Raw genomic sequence first — 21,344 nt, 5'->3', positions numbered from 1 at the left:
ACGGCGGCCATTTTGCGCGTCAAGAGTGGTGCGGGCGGCACCGAGTCACAGGACTGGGCGGGGATGCTCACGCGGATGTTCATGCGCTGGGCCGAACGCCGGGGCTACAGGGTGGACCTGATCGACCAAATAGACGGCGAGCAGGCGGGTGTCATCAGCAGTGAATTCATCATCCGAGGCGAAAAGGCCTACGGAATGCTCGCGCCGGAGCACGGCGTTCACCGCCTCGTGCGCGTATCGCCCTTCGATTCCAACAACCGCCGCCATACCTCCTTCGCCTCGGTGGACGTGGTGCCCGAGGTACCGGAAGAGGAGATCAACATCCACATCCCCGACTCGGACCTGCGGCGCGACGTGTTTCGCTCTCAGGGGGCGGGCGGACAGGGCGTGAACACGACCGACTCCGCGGTACGCCTGACCCACCTGCCGACCGGGATTGCCGTGGCCTCACAGCAGACCCGTTCTCAAATCAAGAACCACGAGATCGCCCTGCAGATCCTCAAGCAGCGCCTCTATGACATTGAGATGCGCAAGCGCGAGGAGGAGGAAGCCAGGGCGCGCGGCGAGCAGAAAAAGATCGAGTGGGGCTCTCAGATCCGCTCGTACGTGCTGGACAAGCAGTACATCAAAGACCACCGCACGGGCGTCATGAAGCACAACCCGGATCAAGTTCTGGACGGCGACCTCGATGATCTGATGTGGGCGGGACTGGAATGGATGGCCGGCAAGCGGGCCGCTGAGGACGGCGGAGACGACGAGTAAGCTCCGCAGTCTGCCGGGCCGCAAAAGACCTGCGCAGTGAGAGAATGAGGAGCAGGTGGGGATGCCTCTGGCGGGCATCTCCACTTTCTCTTAATGCGCCCAGACGAGACAGATTTACGTGACGCCTTGCCTTTACACTGAGGCTTGACTTCTTGCAGCGAACCTCCCGGAGAGGCGGGCCGCGCTGCGGGCAGCAGCGTCTTCCTTATGACCCAGCGCACCCTGCCCGGCTACAAACTCCTGTACCTCCTAGGAAGGGGGCAAACGGCCCTCGTGCACCTGGCGCAAGACGAGCGGGGTCGGCAGGTGGCCCTCAAGGTGCCGCTGGAAGAAACGCTGAAAAACCAGGAGGCAGCCGAGCGCTTCGGCAATGAGGTGCGGCTTTCACTGCAATTTCGGCATCCCAATGTGGTACCGGGGTATGCGGGCACGGCCTTTGGTCCAAAGGCGTTCCTGGCCCTGCGCTACTACCCGGATGGAACCCTCAGCGACGTCTTGCAACGCCGCAAAACGGGGATGCTCGACCTCGAAGAAACGCTGCCCGTTCTGGCGGACGTGGCTTCCGGCCTCACGTACCTCCACGCGCTCGGTGCCGTTCACCAGGATGTGAAGCCGCAAAACGTGTATGTGGAAGGTGGCCGCGCGTCCCTGGGGGACTTGAGCAGCGCGTACTTCACGGCGCAGGGGGGGCTGAGCAGTGGCAGTCCCTTTTACATGGCGCCCGAGATCTACCACGGTCACGGCAGCAGCCTGGCGAGCGACGTGTACAGCTTGGGTGTGATGGCCTACGAACTGCTGAGCGGCAGGCGGCCCTTTCAGGGAACCACCTACGAGGAATTGATGAGCGCCCACCTCAACACCTTCGCGCCGCCACTCTCGCACCTCAGCCCTGAGGTGCCGCGCCCGGCAGCCCGGCTGTTGGAGAGGGCGCTCGCAAAGAGGCCGCAGGATCGCCCCACCGCGAATGAGCTGCGCCGCGAGTTGCTCGCGGCCCTCGGCGAGGTGCCGGAGGAGGAGGACCTTAGCCCCGAGCCAGCCGCGCCCGTCGCGGCGAGCACTCCCGTGGGGCGGCATGCGCCAGCCGCTCCCCGCGACTCCGCCGCAACTGCCACGCCCATAGATACGGCGGCGGAGCGCGGCGGTTCCCGCTGGAATCCCTTCAAACGTCGGAAGTAACGTTGCCCTTCAGCCCGAGGTGCATCTCGAAGCGCCCCGGCCGCTCCCGAAAGCCCAGCCTGCGGTTGACCGCGAGCATGGGCGCGTTGCGGCTGTGGTTGTTCGTCCGCATCACGCCCAGACCTTCCTTTCGGGCCCGGCAAATTGCGTGCAGCTTGAGGGGCAGCGCCAGCCCCCGCCCACGCGCCTCCGGATGGACGGCTGTGAATTCGTTGTAGGCCATGTTCGCGTGCCGGTAGACCACCATCGCCGTGGTGCCCAGCCACTCGCCTTCCTTGGACACCGCCAGGATCAGCCAGTCCGGGCGCGGATCGTGGTTGAGATGGAAGGTCTCGCGGATCTGCGCGAGGGGCCAGCGTGGGTGTCCGGTCAGGTCTGGCGTCTCGGGCAGGCGGTCGGCGACGAAGTTCAAATAACGTTCCACCGTCGCCTCGTCCGCATCCCGCAGGTCCGTGAACGTGACCCTCTGGTCCTCTGCCCGGCGCAGCGCCTGGGCGTGCAGCGATTCGTCGAAGGTGCCCAGGTCCAGCTCTGAGGCAAAGCGGTGGGCGTGTTCACAAAAGCCCCGTCGCTCGGCCCAGGCCCGGCTGGAGGGGTCCCCGTCAAGCACATCGGCGGAAAGGCCCGCCGCACCTTCCTCCCGACTGGCGGCTTCCATTTCCCGCCACAGCAGTCCTCCCACGCCCTGCCCGCGCGCGCGAGGCGCGACGAGAATGGTGGCCTGCAGGAAGCCGGGGGGAGTAAAGGGAGAAGCGTTTAGCAGTCCCAGGCCCTGAATTTCTCCTTCTCGCTCGGCCACCCAGCGGCGATGAAACTTGGCGGGGTCACGCCGGACATCTTCGGCACGCAGACTCTCAGGTGTGGTTTCACGGCCCGTCACCCCATTGACGAGGGCTGAGACGGCGGGAGCATCAGCGTCCGCGTAGGAGCGGAGCAGGAGGGTCACTCGGCCGGCCCCAGGGCCTTCACCATCTGCCGAATCGCGCCGAGGTGATAGGTGACGTGCGCCACACCGCCGGTCAGCCCTCCCGTCATATCGCCGTTGACAGGTTTGTCGGCCTGCATCCGGGTAAAGGACAGCAGCGTTTCATAAGCGCTCCGCACGCGCCGCTGCACTTCCTCCCACTCCTCCTCGGCGACCTGCGCCGGATGGAAGCTGCCCTTCCAGTCAAACGGTCCCCGGTCCCCTTCGCGCTCCCAGCGCACGATCACCTCCATGTGAAAGGCGGTGTGCCGCGCCTGCCCAGCAATGGACGTGCCGTACACGTCCTGACTGGCCTGCCCAGCGCTCAGCGCAGCGAGGGTGGAGAGGAGGCCGTGGTTGCCGCTGCCATCTGCCTTCGTGCCGTCCAGAAAGGCGGTGCCCTGACCGGGAGTACCGCCCTCCACCGCTTCTCTCAGGATGTCCAGGATGCCCTCGGCCCAGTTCTGCCCTTCTCCACCCTGCGTTTGTTCACTCATACCCAAGCGTACCCGGAGTGTCGGGGAGCACACATGGTCCGGGTGGCTCTGGCAACGCGGGCCCAGCTCTGCTACAGTTGCCAGTTGCGCCGCCCGGTGAGGCCCAGTTATGGGAAATTCACCAAGCGCGGACGAAAGAGAGGTGAGATATGAACCAGTACGACCTGAACCTCATCCTGAACCCCAACCTCAGCGCCGAGCAGCTCCAGATCGAGAAGGACTACATCGAGACAACGCTGCGCGGAGCCGGTGCGGAAATCAGCAACCTTGACGATGTCGGCAACCGCCGCCTCGCCTACGCCGTGGGCAAGGACCGCGAGGGTTACTACCTGATGTACACCATCAAGGCCAGTGGCAACCCGGAAAAGGACATCGCTTCCAGCCTGCGTCTGCGCGACAACGTGCGCCGCATCCTGGTGGTGAAAGACCGTCCCGAATGGAAGACCAAGAAGGCTTGATTCTGTTACGTCATTGACGTAATGGCCCGCTTTTTGGTAGCCTGTGGGCAACCCGCAAGGGCCAAGACCGCCAGCAGCATAAGACCCCAGTACGCGTACAGGCCCCTGTACCACGCCAGCAACATTAAGGAGACCCTGTTATGGCCCGAGGCATGAACCACGTTTATCTGGTCGGCGCACTTGCCCGCGATCCCGAACTCCGCTACACCCCCAGCGGTGTGGCCGTTTTCGAAGCCACCATCGCTGGTGAAGACCACGTGATTGGCAACGATGGACGCGAACGCAAGCTGCCCTGGTACCACCGCGTTTCCCTGCTGGGCAAACCCGCCGAATGGCAGGCCGAAAAGGGCCTAAAGGGCGGCGACGCTGTGCTCGTTGAGGGCAGCCTCGACTACAGCCAGTGGGAAGCCCCCGAGGGCGGCAAACGCAGCATGGTGAAGGTCAAGGCGCAGAGAATCGAGCAGCTTGGATACACGCCCGAACTCGTGCAGGACGCCGGAGGCGGCGTACGCATGGGGCGCGGTATGAACGAGGTGCTGGTGATCGGCAACCTGACCCGCGATCCCGAACTGCGCTACACCCCCGCCGGAGACGCTGTGCTCGGCATCGGCCTGGCCGTAAACGAGAGTTGGCAAGACCGCCAGGGACAGAAGCAGGAAAAGACGCACTGGATCGACGTGACGCTGTGGCGCGAACTCGCCGAGTCGATGAAGGACCTGAAAAAGGGCGATCCTGTCCTGATCCAGGGCCGACTGACAAACGAGGCGTGGACCGACCGCGACGGCAACAAACGCAACAGCACCAAAGTAGAGGCGACGCGAGTCGAAGCCCTTTCCCGAGGCGCGGGGACCGGCACTCCCGCAGCCACCTCCGCCGGACCTCGCACGCAGACCGCGAGCAGTTCGGCGCGTCCCCAGGCGGGCACAGGCGCGAGCCGCGCGCAGCCAGCCCGGGCGACAAACACGGGGACCCGTTCGGGGGGCTTGGATATTGATCAAGGTCTCGACGATTTCCCGCCGGAAGAAGAAGACCTGCCGTTTTAAGGCAGGGAGGGTCAAACCGTCCATCTGTTCTGAGCGTTGGACGGTTTGACCCGAGGCGCACCGCGCCGAGGAACCCCACATGACCCAAGGTAACAACGCCGAGCGCAAGCCGCGCGGCAAGGGGCCCAAACGCCCCCGCAAGCCCAAGGTTGATCCGTTCTCCATCGGGGAGCTGGAAATCACCGACTACAAAGACGTAAAGATGCTTCGCCGGTTCATTTCTGACACCGGCAAGATCCTTCCCCGCCGCCGCACCGGCCTCTCGGCCAAGCACCAGCGCCGCATCTCGCAGACGATCAAGATCGCCCGCCAGCTCGCGCTGCTGCCCTACACCGAGAAGCTGGTCCGGAAGTAAGGAGACTTGAACCATGCAAGTAATCCTTCTTGAACCCGGCCGCCTCGGCAAGACCGGCGACGTGGTGACGGTGAAGCCCGGCTATGCCCGCAACTTCCTGATTCCGCGCGGCATGGCGACGCCCGCAAGCGCCACCAACATGAAGACGCTTGAGGCCCAGCTCCGCGCCCGTCAGAAGACCCAGGCGCAGGAGAAGGCCAAGGCCGAGGACCTCGCCAGCCGTCTCAACGGTGTGGCCGTGGAACTCAGCGTCCGTGCGGGCGAAGGCAAGATCTACGGGGCCGTGACCCACGGCGACGTGGCCGCTGCGCTCGACCGGCTCGGCTTCGACGTGGACCGCCGCCGTATCGACATGCCCAAGACCGTCAAGGAAATTGGCGAGTACGACATCGCCTACCGGGCACATCCGGAAGTCACCATCCCGATGAAGCTCGTGGTGCACGCGCAGAAGTAAGGCGCGAGCAACAGAGCAAGCCCCAGCGTCTGCTGGGGCTTCTTTCTTTTCTTTGATTTCAGCCCAGACCTGGCCCCCGAACCACGGTTCCGAGGCGGCGGGCGGCAGTGAAGTCCAACGCTGGACTGCCCTCCTCGATCAGGGCGCCAGCGTGTGCCCCCCGGTGGAAAACGCCCACCACACCCCCGTTCCAGTCAGCAGACGCCCCGCTGTTCCCGTCGCTGCCCAGCGTGCCTCCAGGGGCGCGGGCCCCGCGTGGATGACGAGGTGAGCGGGTTCGGCGTGAAGTTCTCCGCCGAAAAGGTTGTCCACTCCCGCGGGGTATCGGTTCCTGCCCTCACCCCACCGCCCGCCGAGACCGAGCCCACGGCCGGTCAGCGCGGCGGCGAGTCGAGCGTCCCGCATGTGGCGGCGGACACGTGCAGGCCGTTCCACATTTCCCGCAGGTTCCCGGCCCGCTCGTCTTCCCCCCTACCGTGGGGGAGCCTCCTCAGGTCCCGCCGCAGGTCCTCGTGGACGCTGAAGGGCTGAGGGTGGGCACGAGCACCGCTCCCCACTTCCACCAGCACACGGGCGAAGGTATTCAGTACGCCCTCGCCGGAAACCCTGCGGCTGGGCTTCGGCCCAACCGGCGAAAGGCGAGGGCAAAGCTACTGGCGCGCTCTACCGCCCGCACACCGAGCTTGAGCGCTTGCAGGGCGTCCACCCGCGCGCCACGCAGGTCCTGGACCGAGCGGGTGCCGAGATTGGGCATGATTGGGAGCGCATGGTCCCGGCGCGCTGCAGGGCCGCCACGTAAGCTTCAGGCAACTGCCCGTACAGCTTGACCGTCTCTACGCCAGCACGGCAGCAGCCAGCGTGTCCATGGCCTGCTCCGCGGTCTCAGCGTTCCGGAAGACGCTGGTATCGGCTGATGCGGCCGCGGCCCAGGACATCCACCCACGGGGTTCAGGGCACGGGCAAACCCTTTTTGACGCGGCTGGGGCTGGTCCCGGTGACGGTAGGGGAAGCGGAGAGGGGGTGAGCCGCCGCACCGCTCCCAGGGATGCGGAGAGCTAGACTGCGCGGTGAGTGTCCACACTCGCATTCCAACACATTTTTCTGGCGCTGCCCGGCTCAGCTTGTGGGCCTGTCCTGCGGGCAGTCGGGCAGCGCACCGAAAGGAAGGGCCACATGACTATTCTGTACGTCATTCTGGCGCTCCTGGTGGGACTGGCAGGTGGCGGCTTCGCGGGAATGACGCGGGGACGCCGGGAACGGGCGGCCATCGACGACACGCTGTTGCAAAAGGCGCGCGCTGATGCCGAGCGGATTCGGGCAGAGGCCACTGGGGCCGCCGAGGAGCTATATGCACAAGCGGAATCGAGACTCCAGACCGCCACCCGCCGCCTTCAGGACGCCGAGGACCGTGAACGCCAGAGTTCCCAGCAGCTGGAGTCCCAGCGCGAGCAGCTTCAGACGCTGCGCACCCAGATTGACGCCGAGCGAGCGCAGGCCAAGCAGGAAACGGCCCGCGAACGCGAGTTGCTCGCCTCCGAGCGTCAGGAGACCCGGCGCGAGCGCGACGAGCTCAAGCGCGAGATCGAGCGCCTCAACCGCCGGGCCGAGCAGCTCGACTCGCGCGGCGACAAGCTCGACGCCCTCGAAGAACGTCTGGACGCCCAGGTCCGGGAGCTGACCCGCCAGGAAAACGACCTGGAAGGCCGCGCCCGCCAGATTGATCTCAAGCTGTATGAGGTGGCGTCGCTGACCCCCGAGGCCGCGCGCGAGCTGATCCTGGGCCGGCTGGACGCCGAGCTGGAGGAGGAAAAGGCCATCCGCGTGCGAGCGATGACCGACCGCGCCACCGCCGAGGCGAGGCGCACCGCCCGCAGCGTGATCGCGCAGGCCATTCAGCGCAGCGCCTCTGAGACGAGCGCGCAGGTCAGCGTGTCGGTGGTGCCCATCCCCAACGACGCGATGAAGGGCCGCTTGATCGGACGCGAGGGCCGCAACATCCGTGCCTTTGAGGCGCTGACCGGCGTAGACCTCATCATCGACGACACCCCGGAAGCCGTGATCCTGTCCTCCTTCAACCCGGTCCGGCGCGAGGTGGCGCGGCACGTGCTCGAATCGCTGGTGGCGGACGGACGCATCCATCCCACCCGCATCGAGGAGATGGTCCACAAGGCCCAGGATGAGATGAAGGCCTTTATCCACGCCCAGGGCGAGGAGGCCGCCATCGAGGCGGGCGTGGTGGGCCTCAAGCCCGGGCTGGTGCAGCTGCTGGGCCGGATGTACTTCCGCTCCAGCTATGGGCAGAACGTCCTGAAGCATTCAGTTCAGGTGGCCCACCTGACGGGCATCATGGCCGACGAACTGGGACTGGACGCTGCTCTCGCCCGCCGCGCCGGTTTGATGCACGATGTGGGCAAGAGCATCGACCGCGAGATCGAGGGCACCCACGTCGAGATCGGCGTCAACCTTGCCAAACGGTTCGGCGAACCGGCGGAAGTGATCGACGCCATCGCGCACCACCACGATCCCGAAAACGGCGAGACGCTGTACTCGGTGCTTGTGGCCGCTGCCGACGCAATCAGCGCCGCGCGCCCCGGGGCCCGGCGTGAGGAACTCGACGCCTACGTGCGCCGCCTGGAACAGCTGGAGCAGATCGCCGTGGCCTTCCCGGGAGTGCAGCAGGCCTACGCCATCCAAGCCGGGCGTGAGGTGCGCGTGATCGTGCAGCCGGAAAAGGTGACGGACGCGCAGGCCACGCTGCTGGCGCGCGAGATCGCCAGCCGCATCGAGCAGGACATGGAGTACCCGGGTCAGGTGCAGGTAACGGTGGTGCGGGAGAGCCGGGCGGTGGAAGTCGCGCGGTGAGCTCAGGGAAAGGAAAAAGGGGCGGCCACATCACTGGCTGCCCCTTCCCTTTGGTGCAGCTCAGTAGCGGGGAAGTCCTCCCACACCCCCGAACTCCTTTACCAGGCGCTGGGCGTGGTCACCGTGCAGGCGGCGCACCTCCAGACCGTAAAGGTCGATCAGGTCGGGGAGGATCTCTTCCAGGGTCACGCGTTCCATCAGGCTACCGTCGAGGGGACTCTCGGTCTGGTCCTTCTTGCCCGTGAAGTAGGGCACTTCGCGGTTATGGCTGCGGTAAACGTGGAACTGTGAGCCGTCCTCGGGAATCACGAGGCGGTAGATGCGCGCTTCCTGCACCATTTCCAACACGCGCTCCAGCTCCATAACACCCTTTTCCTGCAGCTCCGCGAGCAGTTCGGCCTCAGCCTGCTGCCGCCGCGCTTCCACGATGGGCGCGATCTTTTCCAGTATCTCGCCTGCGTGCACCCAACCCGTACCGCCGGACACGTTCGTCTCGCCGATGACCTCGAAGGGGGCCGTCTTGGAAATCTCCGCTTTGAACTCGGCCACGCGCTGCACCGGGCCGACGAGCACGAGCTGCTCGATGCCCGCCCGCCGAAAGCGCTCGGTCAGGTCCTCGGCAATGGTGTTGTAGAAGCGCTGGAGTGCAGCGGCCTCACGGTTTTGAAAGAGGTCCGTGCCGCTGTCGCTGCGCGGCCCACTGCCAGGCTGGCCCCGCCCCGCACCCCCGGACCCCGGCGCACCGGGCACGTGGCGGGTGCCGGAGACCATGGTGTCCCAGCGGTCTCCATCGTCCAGGCGCACGTTTTCCTCGCGGCGCACCTCGGTCAGCTCGCCCTGGCGCAGGATAAACAGGCGCGCCCATTCCTGGTCCACGGCGAGCACCGCCACGGTCGGCATCAGCTCCAGGATGGCCGCGAGCAGCGACTTGAGGGGACGCCCGTAATGAAAGCGCTCGGGCAGGTCCGCTTGAATCTCGAATCGGTCAAATGAATCCTGACCCACCACGTACAGGGTGCTCTTGCCGTGGTGGTCCCGCTGCGCGCCCAGGTCTTCGAGCACCTGGTTCATGACGGTGGGGGGCACGCCCGACTCCGTCATCTGCACTTTCACGCGCGACTGGAGGCCCGTGCCCATATTGTCCTCACGCGACGGGTTGTCGTTCACGACAGCCATCAGCACCATCGCGTCGTCGGGCAGGCTCTGAATCCTCTGGATATCCGCTCGGGTCAGCATTGTTGCTCCTTTCGTGGCTTCCATTCTTCGGACGCCCCCTCACAGAAATACGCGGGATTTGCTGAAGCCCGGTTTACGTTTTTGCCTTGGCCTTCCCTGGGTGCCCACGCCAACTCTTGCGACTCCCGCGTCATACAGGTGCATAAGTTGACTTCCGGTGTATTCTGCGCTAAAGTAATTGACATCACCGCCCAAAGAGGCGGGTTTTTTTTGGCCTGTCTTTTTTATTGGCCGGCCACCCGGTGTAGGCTGCCCGTATGTCCCAAGTTCCCTTGACGGCCCAGTCCCCGCTCAAGTCGGCCAACTGGCTCATCGAACACCTACACGATCCCGGCTTGCGGGTGCTGGACTGCCGCTACACCCTGGCAGACCCGCTTGTAGGGCGCATCGCGTATCTGGAAAGCCACGTTCCAGGGGCCATCTACGCCGATCTGGAAACGGACCTCAGCGGGCCCGTGCAGGAGAGCGGTGCGGGGGGCCGCCATCCCCTACCGGACCCTGAAGGACTGGCGGCGTGGCTGGGGCGGGTAGGGATAGGCAACGGTCACACGGTGGTGACCTACGACGATCCTCGGGGCGGCCAGGGCTTTTACGCCACCCGGGCGTGGTGGCTGCTGCGCTGGCTGGGGCACCGCGAGGTGTATGTGCTGGACGGCGGCTGGCCCGCATACATGCAGGAACGCGGGCCCACCAGCAACACCGAGCGCCCGCACTCCGGCACCGTCTTTATTCCCCATGTACAGCCGGGCATGGTGGCGACGGCGGCGGACGTGATGAAGCGCGGCGTGAATACAGTGCTGATCGACTCGCGGGCAGTCAACCGCTACCTGGGCGAGGTGGAGCCGATAGACCGCAAGGCCGGACACATCCCGGGGGCCATCAACCGCGAGTGGATGGGCGCGCAGGATGACGGGGGCCACTGGCGCGGCGGCGAGGCCCAATCCGCCCGGCTGCACGTGGGCAACGCCCCCACCATCATGTATTGCGGCAGCGGCGTGAGCGCCACCCCCAATCTGCTCGCCCGCGAACTGGCGGGCGTGCCCCTGGGGCCGGACAACCGCCTGTACGCCGGATCGTGGAGCGACTGGATCAGCGAGGACATGAGGCCGGTGGCGACAGGAGAGGGAAGCTGACTACCGCGTTTCCCCGTACCCACCCGAGCAGGCCGCGCCGCGTTCGGGCGCAGTGGGGCCCTGCTCGTACTTGTCGAGGAACGCTTTAAGGCGTTCGTCCGTGGGACCCTCCACTGCCACCTGGGCGTTCCACGCGCTCGCCACCACCGGAGAGGGCAGACCCTCGTAGGGGCTGAGCAACGCGTAGGTGTGTCCGTCCACCAGTTTCTTGAGTTCGGCCACCCCCTCGGCGCCCAGGTCCGGCCGGTAGGTGATCCACACCGCGCCGTGTTCCAGGCTGTGAACGGCGTACTCGTTGTAGAGAGGCTGGGTGTAGACGCCGCAGTTCTGCCACACGGGGTTGTGGGCGCCGCCCGCGGGCGGCGTCTCGGCGTAGGTCAGCGAGCCGCTGCGGTGGTCACCGCCCTCGTGCTTGAAGGTCTTGAGGCCCTGGATGCCCTTGTCTCCACAGGCGGCGAGGGCGAGGGGCAGCAGGGCGAGGAGGAGCGTCCGGTTCACAGCCTCAGGGTAGCGTCCCCACATGAAGACTGGCCCAAGGAAGGGCAGGCGGCGGACGTGGAAGGCTGATCTATGACTGCCCCTGCCTCTCTCCCGCTGGCCGCGCTGCACCAGCCCATCATCTTTGTCGACACCGAGACGGGCGGACGTGACCCTGCGCGCCATCCTCTGCTGACGGTGGGGCTGGTCACGCTGACCCCCGGGGGCGAAATCACACGGCCCCTGCACGTCCAAGTGCGGCACGAGCGCTACGACGTGGACGAGGAAGCGATGCAGGTCAACGGCATTGATCTGGTGGCCCACCACGCCGAGGCCCTGCCGCCAGAGGAAGCGGCAAACGCGGTGCGCGCCTATGCCCGCGAAGTCGGGCGGGTGGTTCTGGGCGGGCACAACCTGCACTTCGACACCGGCTTTCTGCGGGCCCTGCTGCCGGACCTGGGGCAGGTATTTCGGCGCGGGCGGGTGGACACCAAGTTGACCGCCCAGTTCCTGATTCACGCGGGTCTGCTGCCGCGCAAGCTGGGCACACCGCTTGATCAACTCGCCAAGCATTTTGGGCTGGAATACCAGGCCCACGACGCGCTGGAAGACGCGACGGTGACGGCGAAGCTGTATGCGGAACTGCTGCGGGTGGCGGCTCCCGCCGTACGCGAGGACTGAGCCTACTCGCCGCCTTCGCTGCCTTTCCCATCTCCCGTGTGCTCCAGCATTCCCGGAGGCCGCCCTTCCGAGAACGACGTGCTCAGCAGGTCCACCTCGTGGTGGTCCGGCACGATGTTGCCGGTCAAACCGCGCTCCGAGAGCACGGGCAGGAAGGCTCCCATCACGTCCGGCTCGCCGTGGACCAGCCAGACGCGCGGCTGGCCCGTAGATTCCAGAAAGTCCAGCAAGTCGTCCTGATCGGCGTGGGCGGAAAAGCCGCCAATGGTGTGAATCTGGGCCTTGACGGCGATTTCCTCACCCATGATGTGGACCGTCTGTGCCCCCGCCACGATGCGTCCACCGAGGCTGCTGGGCGACTGGTAGGACACGATGATCAGGCTGGTGCCCGGCTTCCAGAGGTGGTGGCGCAGGTGGTGCTGAATGCGCCCTCCGGTCATCATGCCGTTGCCCGCCAGGATAATCGCCGGGCCGTCGTAGCGGTTGATGCGCTGCGACTCGGCGCTCGTGACCACGGTGTGGAGCGTGGAGGGCCGGAAGGGGTCTTCCCCGCTTCGTAGCGCGTCCCGCACCTCGGGGATCAGCTCGTCGCCGTACTCGAAATACTCGTGGGTGGCGCGGGCCGCCATCGGAGAGTCGAGAAACACCGGAATCCGGGGCACCTCGCCCGCGTCCATCAGGGCCTTCAGTTCATACAGGATGAACTGCGCCCGCTCGATGGCAAATGTCGGAATCAAGATCTTGCCGCCCGCACGAACGCTCTTGTGCAGGGCGTCGCGGAATTCGGCCAGCGTTTCCGGCAGCGAGCGGTGGGTGCGGTTGGCGTAGGTGGTTTCGATGACCACCGCGTCGGCGGGAGGCGGCAGGGTGAAGTCCAGTTGCAGGCCGCTCTCGCGGTTGCCCAGATCGCCGGACATGATCAGGCGCTCGCCATCGGCCTCGATAAGCAGGTAAGCGCTGCCCAGGATGTGTCCCCCCCGCCCCGGCGTAACGCGCAGCGGCCCGATGTTCGCGGCCTCTCCGAACTCCAGGGCGGGGCGCAGCAGGGCGAGGGTGCGGTGAACATCTTCTTCCTCGTACAGGGGGGGCAGGACCTCGGACTCACGGCCCTGGCGGCGGGCGCGGCGCAGGTCCTGGCGAAAGCCCTCCACCTGCAAGCGGGCCGAGTCCAGCAGCACCGTCTCGGCCAGGGCTGCCGTGGGAGGCGTGCAGAAGATCGGTCCCCGGTAGCCCCGATTGACGAGCAGCGGCAACCTCCCCACGTGATCGAGGTGCGCGTGCGTGACGATCACGGCCGCCAGATCGGACGGCTCGAAGGGAAAGGGCTCGCGGTTGCGGGCTTCCAACTCGTCGCTGCCCTGAAACAGGCCGCAGTCGATCAGGACCATTCCGCCGCTCCGCGTCCTGAGCAGGTGTGCGCTGCCCGTCACGGTAAGGGCCGCCCCCAGGCTTTGAAGATGCATACCGGCAGTGTGACGCGCCTAACCTTTCTCCCGGCTTTACCAGCCCTTCAGACTGTGGGCCGCAGGGCGGGGGCAGGTGTACGTTCGGCGCATGAGCGATCCGCTGATCATCAGGGCCGGGGCCGGTTCGGACTCCCACGACACGGACAGCCAGACCGGTGGGCCAGCCTCTGCACCCCCCTTCGCGCGCATCACGGTGGCCCTCGACTTTTCACCCACCTCGCTGTACGCGCTGAACCTGGCCCGCACGCGCTTTCCGGGCGCGCAACTGCACCTCGTCCACGTAACCGACGCCCGCGCGACGGCCCGGGCAGACTTCGGCGGGGGAGTCATGCCTGCCGGCCCGGACCCTGCCATGCTGAACGTGCTGGAGGGCGCGGATGCAGACAGGTTGGCGGAAGTGGTGCAGGAGGGCGAGGAAACCGAGTTGCTCGTGGGGGACCCGGTGACGGGCATCCTAAATGCGGCTGAACGCTGGGGCGCGGAGCTGATCGTGGTGGGCACCCACGCCAAGGGCGCGGTGGAACACTTCCTCGTGGGCAGCAGCGCCGAGAAGCTCGTGGCCCGCAGTCCCCTGCCCGTGCTGACTGTGCGGGGTCCCGCATGAGGGTACGGGCATGAAGGTGGCTGTGGTCGGCGCGGGCCTCGTCGGCGCGACCGCGGCCTACGCCCTGACCCTGCGCGGCTCGTGCAGTGACCTCGTGCTCGTGGACCGCGACGAGGCCCGCGCGCAGGCCGAAGCGCAAGACATTGCCCACGCCGCGCCCGTGAGCCACGGCACGCGGGTGAGCAGCGGCGGTTACGCGGCTCTGGCGGACGCGCGGGTGGTCGTGGTGGCCGCTGGGGCCAACCAGCAGCCCGGTGAGAGCCGTCTGGACCTGCTGGACAAGAACGCGGCCATCTTCCGTGCGGTGATCCCGCAGATCGCCCACCACGCGCCGCAAGCGGTGCTGCTGATCGCCACCAATCCGGTGGACCTCCTGACGGACCTGGCAGGCCGCCTTGCTCCCGGGCAGTCGGTACTGGGGTCCGGCACGGTGTTGGACAGCGCCCGGTTTCGGCACATGATCGCCCAGCGGGCCAATGTAGATCCCCGGCACGTCCACGGTTATGTGCTGGGCGAGCACGGCGACAGCGAGGTGCTGGCCTGGAGCACGGCCGCCGTCGCCGGGCTGCCTGTGGCCGACTTTATGGCTGCCCGCGGCCTGGAGTGGACGCCCGAACTGCGCGGGGAGATCGACACCGGCACGCGGGACGCTGCCGCCACCATCATCCAGGGCAAACGCGCCACCTACTACGGCATCGGCGCAGCCCTGGCCCGCATCGCGGAAGCGGTACTGGGGGACCGCCGCTCGGTGTTGACGGTCAGCGCTCCCACGCCGGAATACGGGGTCAGCCTCAGCCTGCCGCGCATCGTGGGAGCGGGTGGCGTGGAGGGCACGCTGCTCCCCACCCTGACCCCGCAGGAGGCGGCGGCGCTGCAAGAGAGTGCGGACGTCCTGCAGAAGCGGGGAGAGCGGCTGAAGGCGTAAAAAACCCCGCTCAGGGGGCGGGGGGCCTGCTGGCGGGCGAGGGCGAGGAGGACGGGCCCGAACTGGAGCTGCCCTGTTCATCCTGAAACTCACCGGTGATATTGCCGTTCTCCCCGGCGCGCACCACCACCTCGTCGCGATCGAGGTTGTAGATCAGCAATTGGGCGCTGAGTACGTCGTTGCCCTGACGGCTCTCGGCAGGCTGCTCGGGGGTGCCAATCAGGCGGGCGATGTTGGCCTGATCGTCGTACTCCACCCGGGCAGCTTTGCTGACGCGTCCACCCTTGCTGTTCAGGACCACGCCCCCCACGAGGGTGGTCTTTTCCTGATCAACGTTTACCTCGATGCGCTCGCTCTGGCCCGTCAGGGGGCCGTCGTCGCTGGGACGCGCGAAGGTGATCGGGCCGTCAATGCGGGCGATGCCGTCGGTCTCGTCGTACACCAGCTTCTGGCCCTTGAGTTCGGTCTTGCCCTGGGTGACGAACACGGTTTCGGGCGCAGGTTTGGGGTCTACCCCCACCGCGCAGCGGCTGAGGCGGTCCGTCTTGCCCTCCGGGGACGTGTCGAGAAACTGCGCCGTGCCCGCGCTGGCCTCCACCCGGCCGTCGCTGCCCTCTTGCCCTTCCTTGGGCTGACGCTGCGTGACCACCGCGAGCGGCACCCGGATCACGTTCTTGTCGATGGTGATGCGGACGCCACCCGCCCCCGTCTCGCTGAACACGGCGACGTTGGGCGCGTCCTGCGGCTCGTCATCCTGAGGGCTGCATACCGTGAAGATGCCCGTCTCGTCGGTGGTACCGGTGCGGACGATGCGGATGCGGTGCTCCTGCCCGTCCTTGTCCTTGCGGACGAGTTCCAGCACCGCGTTCTCGGCCTCGCCTCCCGCGCTGGCAGGAGCAGATTCGGGGGTCAGCGGTGTTCGGGGCCCTGCCGGGTCGGGTGCCGGCTCCGCGGTTCCGGGATCCGGCGTTCCGGGCGCGGCCGTGTTCTGCGCCCGCACGCCGGCTGGCAGGGCCGCCCCGAGAGCGAGGAGCAGCGTGAGGGACAGCAGGAAGCGCATCAGGTGATTTTACTTCTCGGTGCCGAACTTGAACTGTTCCGCGGGAATCTTGTACGGCGTGTTCAGGGCACGCACGCGGGCAAGGTCCGTGCGCTGCTCCAGCGCGCCGCTCGCCGGGGCCTTGACCGTCACCTTGGTCTTGCTGTCCACGCTGACCGCGTTGCCCACCACATAGGCCACGTTCTTCTTGTCGTCGTAGTACACGGCGTCACCGGTGGTGGTCAGCGTGCCCTGTACCAGCTTGACGCCGCCACGGACGTACAGCGTCTTGCTGCCCGTCAGCGCGCGGACCTCCTGCCCGGTCATGGTCAGTTCCTTCTGGTTCCCCTTGGCGGCGCGGGTCAGCGACGGCGTGCCGGTCAACTGCGCGAGTTCCCGGTCCTCGTCGAACACCAGCTTCTCGGCCTGACCGCTCTGGCTGCCGCTTGTCATGCGGACGCTGCCGCTGCTGGTAGACATGTTGTTGTCCACGTCCAGGCTCATCTGCCCGGCGCTGATGGTCACGGTGTCCCCGTCGGCCTTGTCCTTGGCATCGGGCACGAAGGTGGCCGAGGCGTTGCCGCTCAGCACACCCTGGCCGGTGGACTCGCTGTAGATCAGCTTGGAGCCTTTGGCTGTCAGGCGCTTGCGTGTGACCACCACATTATCGGTGAAGTTCGCCGTGCGCTTGCCCTTTGCGGTGGTGAGGGGCGTTCCGGCGGGTGCGGCCAGCGTGGCCTGCGACGCCTGAATCTGCAGGCTACTCACTGTGGCCTTGACCGGGCTGCCCGAGAAGGTGAGCGGTCCGTTGCGGACGTCCCCTTTCGGCGCACCCTGAATGTTGATGACGCGGTTCTCGGCGCCCTGAGCGAGCACCGTGGTGGCCGTGAGGGCGAGGATCAGGGACAGACGGGCGGTGGTTTTCTGCATGGTGGGTCTCCTTCGTTCACTTACGGGAAGAGGGCTTGTGCGAGACGCGTTTGCCGTTTTCACAGGTTTCCGTGACGTCGAGGTCGGAAATGACGGTGGAAGGGCCAGCATCCTGAATCACGAAGTCGAAACCCATCCGCAATTGCGGAATCTCCGCCTTGAGGGAGGGTGCGTCGATCTTCGTCAGGGGCGCGCTGAAGCCATTCCCCTGCTCCACCCGGACCGGCTGTTGCGGCGTGCCCGTCAACTGGATGGCTGCACATTCCTTTACCAGCGTGATCAGGGCCTGATGGGTGCTCAGGTTGTCCTGGCTGTCGATGGTAAGGTCCGGCGCGGCCAGGGTGGCGTCCAGCACGCGGCGGCCCGTGGGCTGCCCCGCCTTGTCGCGTTCGGTGATCCAGCGCCCACCTTCCGACAGTCCGGTGAGGCGGGTCTCCCCAGTGAGCGGATCGTTGGTGACCGACGCCGCCCGGAACCTCCACACCGCGTCCGCATCGCGAGACGGATACAGGCTCAGCGCCACGCCTGAGAGCGTGGCCCCGGTCTGCGCGCCTGCCACCCGGGACACAGGCAGAAGCGCGAACACCAGCGCGAAGACAGCAAACGCGATGAGCGCGTATCCCCCGGCTTTCAGCACGCGCGCACTCTAGCGTGCCCTCCTCATGAGAGTGATGGGCCGAGGCTGACAGGAGTGAGGGCGGGGGAATTACCGGGTCATGAGCCGGTGTTGCAGCAGGGGCACAGGCCGCGCCTCCGGCACCGTGCAGGACACCGTGAAGCCGCCTACCCCATCGGCGGCGACGCGTTCCACCTCGCTGCTGTTCCAGCCGCAGCGCACGGTCAGCTTGGCCGAGGCGTCGTACTGGGGTTTGGCCTGCTCGCCATAGACCTTGAAGCACCTTCACGCCCCGGTCCCAGTAGACGGGGCAGCCCTGCGGCTCCAGGAAGCGGTACGGGGCAGGCACCGGGGAGGTCTGCGGCCGGAGGGCGGCGCTCTTGGCCAGGGGCACCAGGAACCCCATGACCCTGATCCCCAGAGCGCCGGGCGGCTCGGCGCGCAGCGCACGAACCGGACAGGACGCGCCGGGTTTCCTCTCGCCGGAAGGGGAAGACCCCCGCCACAACACCTGCCCGATGTCCCGCAGGGGGGAGAAGCCCTGTTCGCCCAGCGTGACTTCAAGTGAGCCGTTTGCCCGCACCTCGCGGACCATCTGCTCCTGCGTCCACGTCACCGGCACGGGCCTGGCAGGCGCTGGCCCCCTGCCCAAGCCCAAAGTCCAGCACGTGCCCCGAGAGGGCCGCGGGCGTGCCCAGAAACGCCTCGCTCGCCGCGGGCAACTTCTCCGGTTCTCCGACCCAGGCCGCGGGCCCTACGGACACGCGCCGAGCAGCACGAGAGGCAACGCGGCGAGCCGGGCACGGGCAGGAAGGGCGCCCCCATCCCGCCGTGTATACCGCGCCGAAAACGCGCTTCAGGCCCAGCTCGCCCCGCCTACGCCCTTCCCCATCCACTTCGGGCGGCCACCCTCTACCCTCTTTCCCATGATCGACACCCACTGCCACCTCGATTACCTTGATGAGCCGGCCTCCGCGCGGGGCGAGCTGGGCCTGACGGCCATGGTCTGCATCGGGGCGAGTTCAGAACATGCCCGCAACGCCGTGGCTCTGGCCGAGCAGTTCGGGGACGTGTGGGCCACCGTGGGCCTACACCCCACGGAAACGGACGAGGACAGCGCCGATGCACGCGCTGGGCTGGAAGCGCTGGCCTTACACCCACGTGTGGTAGGCATTGGCGAGAGCGGACTCGACGACTACTGGGACGACACGAAACGGTCGGCGCAGGTCTCAGCGTTCGGGTGGCAGCTGGACCTCGCCGCGCGGGTGGGCAAGCCGCTGGTCATTCACGTGCGCGACAAGGCGGGGCAGGACTCGGCACACCGGGGGGTGCTGGACATGCTGCGGGCCTGGCCGGACGTACCCGTGATCCTGCACTGTTTCAGTGGACACCCGGAGCTGCTGGCGTATGGGGTGGAGCGCGGCGCTTATTTCGGCTTTGCGGGCAACGCGACGTACAAGAATGCCCATGGGATTCAGGAGGCCGCCCGCGCGGTGCCCCCGAACCGCCTGCTTGTGGAGACGGACGCGCCTTTCCTTGCGCCTGTGCCCAAACGTGGCAAGCCCAACCGCCCCGGCTACGTGCGGCACACGTTGGAGTTTATCGCCGGGCTGCGCGGTGTGGACGCGGCGGAACTGGAGCGGGTGACGGACGAAAACGCGCGGCGGGTGTATGGATTGCCCCTCTAGGGCGCGGAGGACCACGCATGTGGCGCGGCGATTTTCCTTCGGGTTGCAGCTGTGGTGCGGCCTTGCGGGCGACACGCCCCCTCCCTGCGGGTTGTGCCCGTCCCCCGGGAGAGCGGGGTAAAACCCACGCTCCGGTATGCTTTACCCTCCTACCGCCCACCATCCGTTTCCCACTCTCCTCTCCCCGGAGCTTTCCATGATCGACGAATTTGCCGTCTTTGACTTGCTTTCGCCCGACGAGCGCCTCGTGCGCGAGAGCGTGCGCGCCTTCTGCGACGCCGAGTTGCTGCCCCAGGTGGCGGACTGGTGGGACAGAGGTGATCTGCCCGTGCGCGAGGTGATGCGCGCGTTCGGCCGAATGGGACTGCTCGGGCCCACCACCCCGGAGGAATACGGCGGGGCGGGCACGAGCTACAGCGCCTACGGAGCGATGATGTACGAACTGGAGCGGGTGGACAGCGGCTTGCGCAGCGCGGCCAGCGTCCAGGGCAGCCTGGTGATGTACCCCATCCTGACCTTCGGCAGCGAGGAGCAAAAGCGGAAGTATCTGCCCGGCCTTGCCAGCGGTGAGCTGATCGGCTGCTTCGGCCTGACGGAGCCCGACGGCGGCTCGGATCCCGGCGCGATGCGGACGCGGGCGCGGCGCGACGGCGACGGATACGTGCTGAGCGGCAGCAAGATGTGGATCACCAACAGCCCGGCGGCGGACCTCGCCGTGGTGTGGGCGAAGGACGACCAGAGCGTGGTGCGGGGTTTTATCGTGCCTACGGACGCGTCCGGCTTCAGCGCTCCCAAGATCAGCCGCAAGATGAGCCTGCGCGCGTCCATTACCGGCGAGATCGTACTGGACGATTGCCGCATTCCCGCTGAGAACCTCATGCCGGGCTCCGGGGGACTCAAATCGCCCCTCTCCTGCCTGACCTCGGCCCGCTTCGGCATCGCGTGGGGGGCGATGGGGGCGCTGGAGGCCGTTCTCCAGACAGCCCTGGACTACACGGGCAGCCGGACCACCTTTGGCAAGGCGCTCGCCTCCCGGCAGCTCGTGCAGGACAAGCTGGTGCGGATGGCGACGGACCACTCCACGGGGCTGCTGCTCGCGTGGCGATTGGGACAACTGAAGGACGCCGGGCGCATGAACTACGCGCAGGTCAGCTACGCCAAGCGCAACAACGTGCGGGTGGCCCTGGGGGGCGCGCGGCTGGCCCGCGAACTGTTGGGAGGCAACGGCATCACCACCGAGTACCCGGTCATTCGCCACATGCTGAACCTCGAAACCGTGGACACCTACGAGGGCACCCACGACATCCACACCCTGATCGTCGGACGGCATCTGACTGGACAGGGCGCGTTGGAGTAGGCGTGGATTCGCCCTTTCCCAGCCACCAGCGCGCCCGCCTGCTGGCCCTCGCGGAAGGCCGGGGCCTGCGCCAGTGGCCTACAGGCTGGTGTGGCCGGGAGGAGCAGAGCCGCGCCCGGGGAAGCGTGGCGGGTGGCCCTGCTGCACGCGGCGGCGCTGGACTTGCTGGAACTGGAGGTGGCCCCTCCCCTGCCCCGGAGCTGGCCGAGGGGCCTGCACCTGAGGGCCGCCGGAACGGTGGGTGACCCCAGCCCTTCAGGCCGCCCGCCTCACCCTGGCCCTGCGCCGAGTCGCAGAGGGTCAGCCGCTGGCAGACGCCGATCTGCACACCCTCCGTCAGGCCCACCCCACGCCCTCCACCCCCGAAGTCGTGATTCACGCCAGCGGCGGCGCCGACAAGGCGGACGGCAGCCTGTCGGTGGGCCACAGCCTGAATGGCACGCCCTACGCCACCTTCTTCGGGGCAGGGGAGGGCCACGAGCGCCGGGCCGAGCGCGAGGCGATCCGGGTGGCCCTCACCCACGCTGCCCTGGGCCACGCGCTTTCGCGCGCTCAGTGATCGCGAGTTCCACGTGCGCCGCTATGCCGAAAACCTGATGTGCCGGGGCGGCAGAAACCACC

General features: G+C 67.0%; 27 protein-coding genes (1 of these 27 running past the window's edge). 15 read left to right on the top strand and 12 right to left on the bottom strand.

Annotated elements, in window-relative coordinates; genetic code table 11:
• Window positions 1-762, top strand: a protein-coding gene (gene prfB / locus B9A95_RS13980) for a peptide chain release factor 2 (RefSeq protein ID WP_212648330.1); it begins 334 nt to the left of the window's first position. Within the gene, window positions 1-762 belong to an annotated coding region that runs on past the window's edge; the region does not span the whole gene.
• A 144-nt stretch (window positions 763-906) separates the two neighbouring features.
• On the top strand, window positions 907-1,938 hold the full coding sequence (locus B9A95_RS13975; protein WP_245808308.1) for a serine/threonine-protein kinase: 1,032 nt from the start codon (window positions 907-909) through the stop codon (window positions 1,936-1,938).
• Here B9A95_RS13975 and B9A95_RS13970 read toward each other — a convergent pair.
• Together B9A95_RS13970 and B9A95_RS13965 are read right to left on the bottom strand one after the other, a co-directional pair.
• The gene (locus B9A95_RS13970; protein WP_084047878.1) at window positions 1,922-2,884 is read right to left on the bottom strand and encodes a GNAT family N-acetyltransferase; all 963 of its coding nucleotides are present in this window, start codon (window positions 2,882-2,884) and stop codon (window positions 1,922-1,924) included. The two genes, B9A95_RS13975 and B9A95_RS13970, sit on opposite strands and share 17 nt — an antisense overlap.
• On the bottom strand, window positions 2,881-3,399 hold the full coding sequence (locus B9A95_RS13965) for a DinB family protein (RefSeq protein WP_084047877.1): 519 nt from the start codon (window positions 3,397-3,399) through the stop codon (window positions 2,881-2,883). Before B9A95_RS13965 ends, B9A95_RS13970 begins: the two co-directional genes overlap by 4 nt.
• Before the next feature lie 149 nt (window positions 3,400-3,548).
• On the opposite strand from B9A95_RS13965, the gene rpsF reads away from it, so the two are divergent.
• The 4 genes from rpsF to rplI all read left to right on the top strand — a co-directional run bounded on the left by rpsF (window position 3,549) and on the right by rplI (window position 5,709).
• Window positions 3,549-3,857 carry a 30S ribosomal protein S6 gene (gene rpsF, locus B9A95_RS13960; RefSeq protein ID WP_084047876.1) on the top strand — a complete coding sequence of 103 codons (309 nt, stop codon included), beginning with the start codon at window positions 3,549-3,551 and terminating at the stop codon, window positions 3,855-3,857.
• Between the two features lie 140 nt (window positions 3,858-3,997).
• Entirely contained in the window at window positions 3,998-4,900 is a 903-nt protein-coding gene (locus B9A95_RS13955) for a single-stranded DNA-binding protein (RefSeq protein ID WP_084047875.1), read from the top strand.
• A gap of 79 nt (window positions 4,901-4,979) precedes the next feature.
• Window positions 4,980-5,255, top strand: a complete 276-nt coding sequence (rpsR, locus tag B9A95_RS13950; protein WP_084047874.1) for a 30S ribosomal protein S18 — start codon at window positions 4,980-4,982, stop codon at window positions 5,253-5,255.
• A 13-nt stretch (window positions 5,256-5,268) separates the two neighbouring features.
• Entirely contained in the window at window positions 5,269-5,709 is a 441-nt protein-coding gene (gene rplI, locus B9A95_RS13945) for a 50S ribosomal protein L9 (RefSeq protein ID WP_084047873.1), read from the top strand.
• Between the two features lie 138 nt (window positions 5,710-5,847).
• Here rplI and B9A95_RS33765 read toward each other — a convergent pair whose 3' ends face one another.
• The 3 genes from B9A95_RS33765 to B9A95_RS33760 all read right to left on the bottom strand — a co-directional run bounded on the left by B9A95_RS33765 (window position 5,848) and on the right by B9A95_RS33760 (window position 6,463).
• Window positions 5,848-6,021, bottom strand: coding sequence for a hypothetical protein (locus B9A95_RS33765; protein ID WP_170928651.1), 174 nt, complete (start codon window positions 6,019-6,021; stop codon window positions 5,848-5,850).
• Window positions 6,022-6,083: 62 nt separating this feature from the next.
• Window positions 6,084-6,278, bottom strand: a complete 195-nt coding sequence (locus tag B9A95_RS32285) for a hypothetical protein (protein ID WP_139806789.1) — start codon at window positions 6,276-6,278, stop codon at window positions 6,084-6,086.
• 14 nt (window positions 6,279-6,292) lie between these two features.
• Entirely contained in the window at window positions 6,293-6,463 is a 171-nt protein-coding gene (locus B9A95_RS33760) for a hypothetical protein (RefSeq protein WP_170928650.1), read from the bottom strand.
• A 419-nt stretch (window positions 6,464-6,882) separates the two neighbouring features.
• On the opposite strand from B9A95_RS33760, the gene rny reads away from it, so the two are divergent.
• Window positions 6,883-8,571, top strand: a complete 1,689-nt coding sequence (gene rny / locus B9A95_RS13935; RefSeq protein WP_084047871.1) for a ribonuclease Y — start codon at window positions 6,883-6,885, stop codon at window positions 8,569-8,571.
• Between the two features lie 60 nt (window positions 8,572-8,631).
• Here the strand turns inward: rny and B9A95_RS13930 are convergent, their stop codons facing one another.
• Complete coding sequence (locus B9A95_RS13930) at window positions 8,632-9,807, bottom strand: VLRF1 family aeRF1-type release factor (protein WP_084047870.1); 1,176 nt, start codon at window positions 9,805-9,807, stop codon at window positions 8,632-8,634.
• A gap of 257 nt (window positions 9,808-10,064) precedes the next feature.
• Here B9A95_RS13930 and B9A95_RS13925 point away from each other — a divergent pair, with 257 nt between their 5' ends.
• Entirely contained in the window at window positions 10,065-10,940 is an 876-nt protein-coding gene (locus tag B9A95_RS13925; protein WP_084047869.1) for a sulfurtransferase, read from the top strand.
• On the opposite strand, the gene B9A95_RS13920 is transcribed toward B9A95_RS13925, so the two are convergent.
• Window positions 10,941-11,438: a thioredoxin-like domain-containing protein gene (locus B9A95_RS13920; RefSeq protein WP_084047868.1), complete on the bottom strand. Its 498-nt coding sequence runs from the start codon at window positions 11,436-11,438 to the stop codon at window positions 10,941-10,943.
• Window positions 11,439-11,510: 72 nt separating this feature from the next.
• On the opposite strand from B9A95_RS13920, the gene B9A95_RS13915 reads away from it, so the two are divergent.
• Window positions 11,511-12,098, top strand: a complete 588-nt coding sequence (locus B9A95_RS13915) for a 3'-5' exonuclease (RefSeq protein ID WP_084047867.1) — start codon at window positions 11,511-11,513, stop codon at window positions 12,096-12,098.
• Window positions 12,099-12,100: 2 nt separating this feature from the next.
• Here the strand turns inward: B9A95_RS13915 and B9A95_RS13910 are convergent, their stop codons facing one another.
• A complete protein-coding gene (locus B9A95_RS13910) occupies window positions 12,101-13,561 on the bottom strand; it encodes an MBL fold metallo-hydrolase RNA specificity domain-containing protein (protein ID WP_084047866.1) in 1,461 nt (486 codons plus the stop codon).
• A 91-nt stretch (window positions 13,562-13,652) separates the two neighbouring features.
• On the opposite strand from B9A95_RS13910, the gene B9A95_RS13905 reads away from it, so the two are divergent.
• Together B9A95_RS13905 and B9A95_RS13900 are read left to right on the top strand one after the other, a co-directional pair.
• A complete protein-coding gene (locus B9A95_RS13905; protein WP_084047865.1) occupies window positions 13,653-14,168 on the top strand; it encodes a universal stress protein in 516 nt (171 codons plus the stop codon).
• Between the two features lie 10 nt (window positions 14,169-14,178).
• The gene (locus B9A95_RS13900) at window positions 14,179-15,093 is read left to right on the top strand and encodes an L-lactate dehydrogenase (protein ID WP_084047864.1); all 915 of its coding nucleotides are present in this window, start codon (window positions 14,179-14,181) and stop codon (window positions 15,091-15,093) included.
• A gap of 10 nt (window positions 15,094-15,103) precedes the next feature.
• Here B9A95_RS13900 and B9A95_RS13895 read toward each other — a convergent pair whose 3' ends face one another.
• The 4 genes from B9A95_RS13895 to B9A95_RS36305 all read right to left on the bottom strand — a co-directional run bounded on the left by B9A95_RS13895 (window position 15,104) and on the right by B9A95_RS36305 (window position 17,900).
• Window positions 15,104-16,153, bottom strand: a complete 1,050-nt coding sequence (locus B9A95_RS13895) for an LptA/OstA family protein (protein ID WP_084047863.1) — start codon at window positions 16,151-16,153, stop codon at window positions 15,104-15,106.
• Window positions 16,154-16,162: 9 nt separating this feature from the next.
• Window positions 16,163-17,062, bottom strand: coding sequence for an LptA/OstA family protein (locus B9A95_RS13890; protein ID WP_084047862.1), 900 nt, complete (start codon window positions 17,060-17,062; stop codon window positions 16,163-16,165).
• Window positions 17,063-17,078: 16 nt separating this feature from the next.
• The gene (locus B9A95_RS13885; protein ID WP_084047861.1) at window positions 17,079-17,699 is read right to left on the bottom strand and encodes a hypothetical protein; all 621 of its coding nucleotides are present in this window, start codon (window positions 17,697-17,699) and stop codon (window positions 17,079-17,081) included.
• A gap of 69 nt (window positions 17,700-17,768) precedes the next feature.
• Window positions 17,769-17,900, bottom strand: coding sequence for a hypothetical protein (locus tag B9A95_RS36305; RefSeq protein WP_281255870.1), 132 nt, complete (start codon window positions 17,898-17,900; stop codon window positions 17,769-17,771).
• Window positions 17,901-18,604: 704 nt separating this feature from the next.
• On the opposite strand from B9A95_RS36305, the gene B9A95_RS13880 reads away from it, so the two are divergent.
• The 4 genes from B9A95_RS13880 (at window position 18,605) to B9A95_RS13865 (ending at window position 21,282) form a co-directional block, all read left to right on the top strand.
• Window positions 18,605-19,366, top strand: coding sequence for a TatD family hydrolase (locus B9A95_RS13880; protein WP_084047860.1), 762 nt, complete (start codon window positions 18,605-18,607; stop codon window positions 19,364-19,366).
• Window positions 19,367-19,562: 196 nt separating this feature from the next.
• A complete protein-coding gene (locus B9A95_RS13875; protein ID WP_084047859.1) occupies window positions 19,563-20,723 on the top strand; it encodes an acyl-CoA dehydrogenase family protein in 1,161 nt (386 codons plus the stop codon).
• A gap of 2 nt (window positions 20,724-20,725) precedes the next feature.
• Window positions 20,726-20,968 (top strand): hypothetical protein, encoded by a 243-nt coding sequence (locus B9A95_RS13870; protein WP_084047858.1) that lies wholly within the window; start codon window positions 20,726-20,728, stop codon window positions 20,966-20,968.
• A complete protein-coding gene (locus B9A95_RS13865; protein ID WP_084047857.1) occupies window positions 20,965-21,282 on the top strand; it encodes a hypothetical protein in 318 nt (105 codons plus the stop codon). The genes B9A95_RS13870 and B9A95_RS13865 overlap by 4 nt, the downstream gene beginning before the upstream one ends.
• Window positions 21,283-21,344: the final 62 nt, after the last annotated feature.

The organism is Deinococcus hopiensis KR-140, assembly GCF_900176165.1.
In the GTDB taxonomy this organism is placed as follows: Bacteria; Deinococcota; Deinococci; order Deinococcales; family Deinococcaceae; genus Deinococcus; species Deinococcus hopiensis.
Note: the sequence above shows the minus strand (reverse complement) of the source record. Positions and strands in the feature narration are given on the sequence as shown.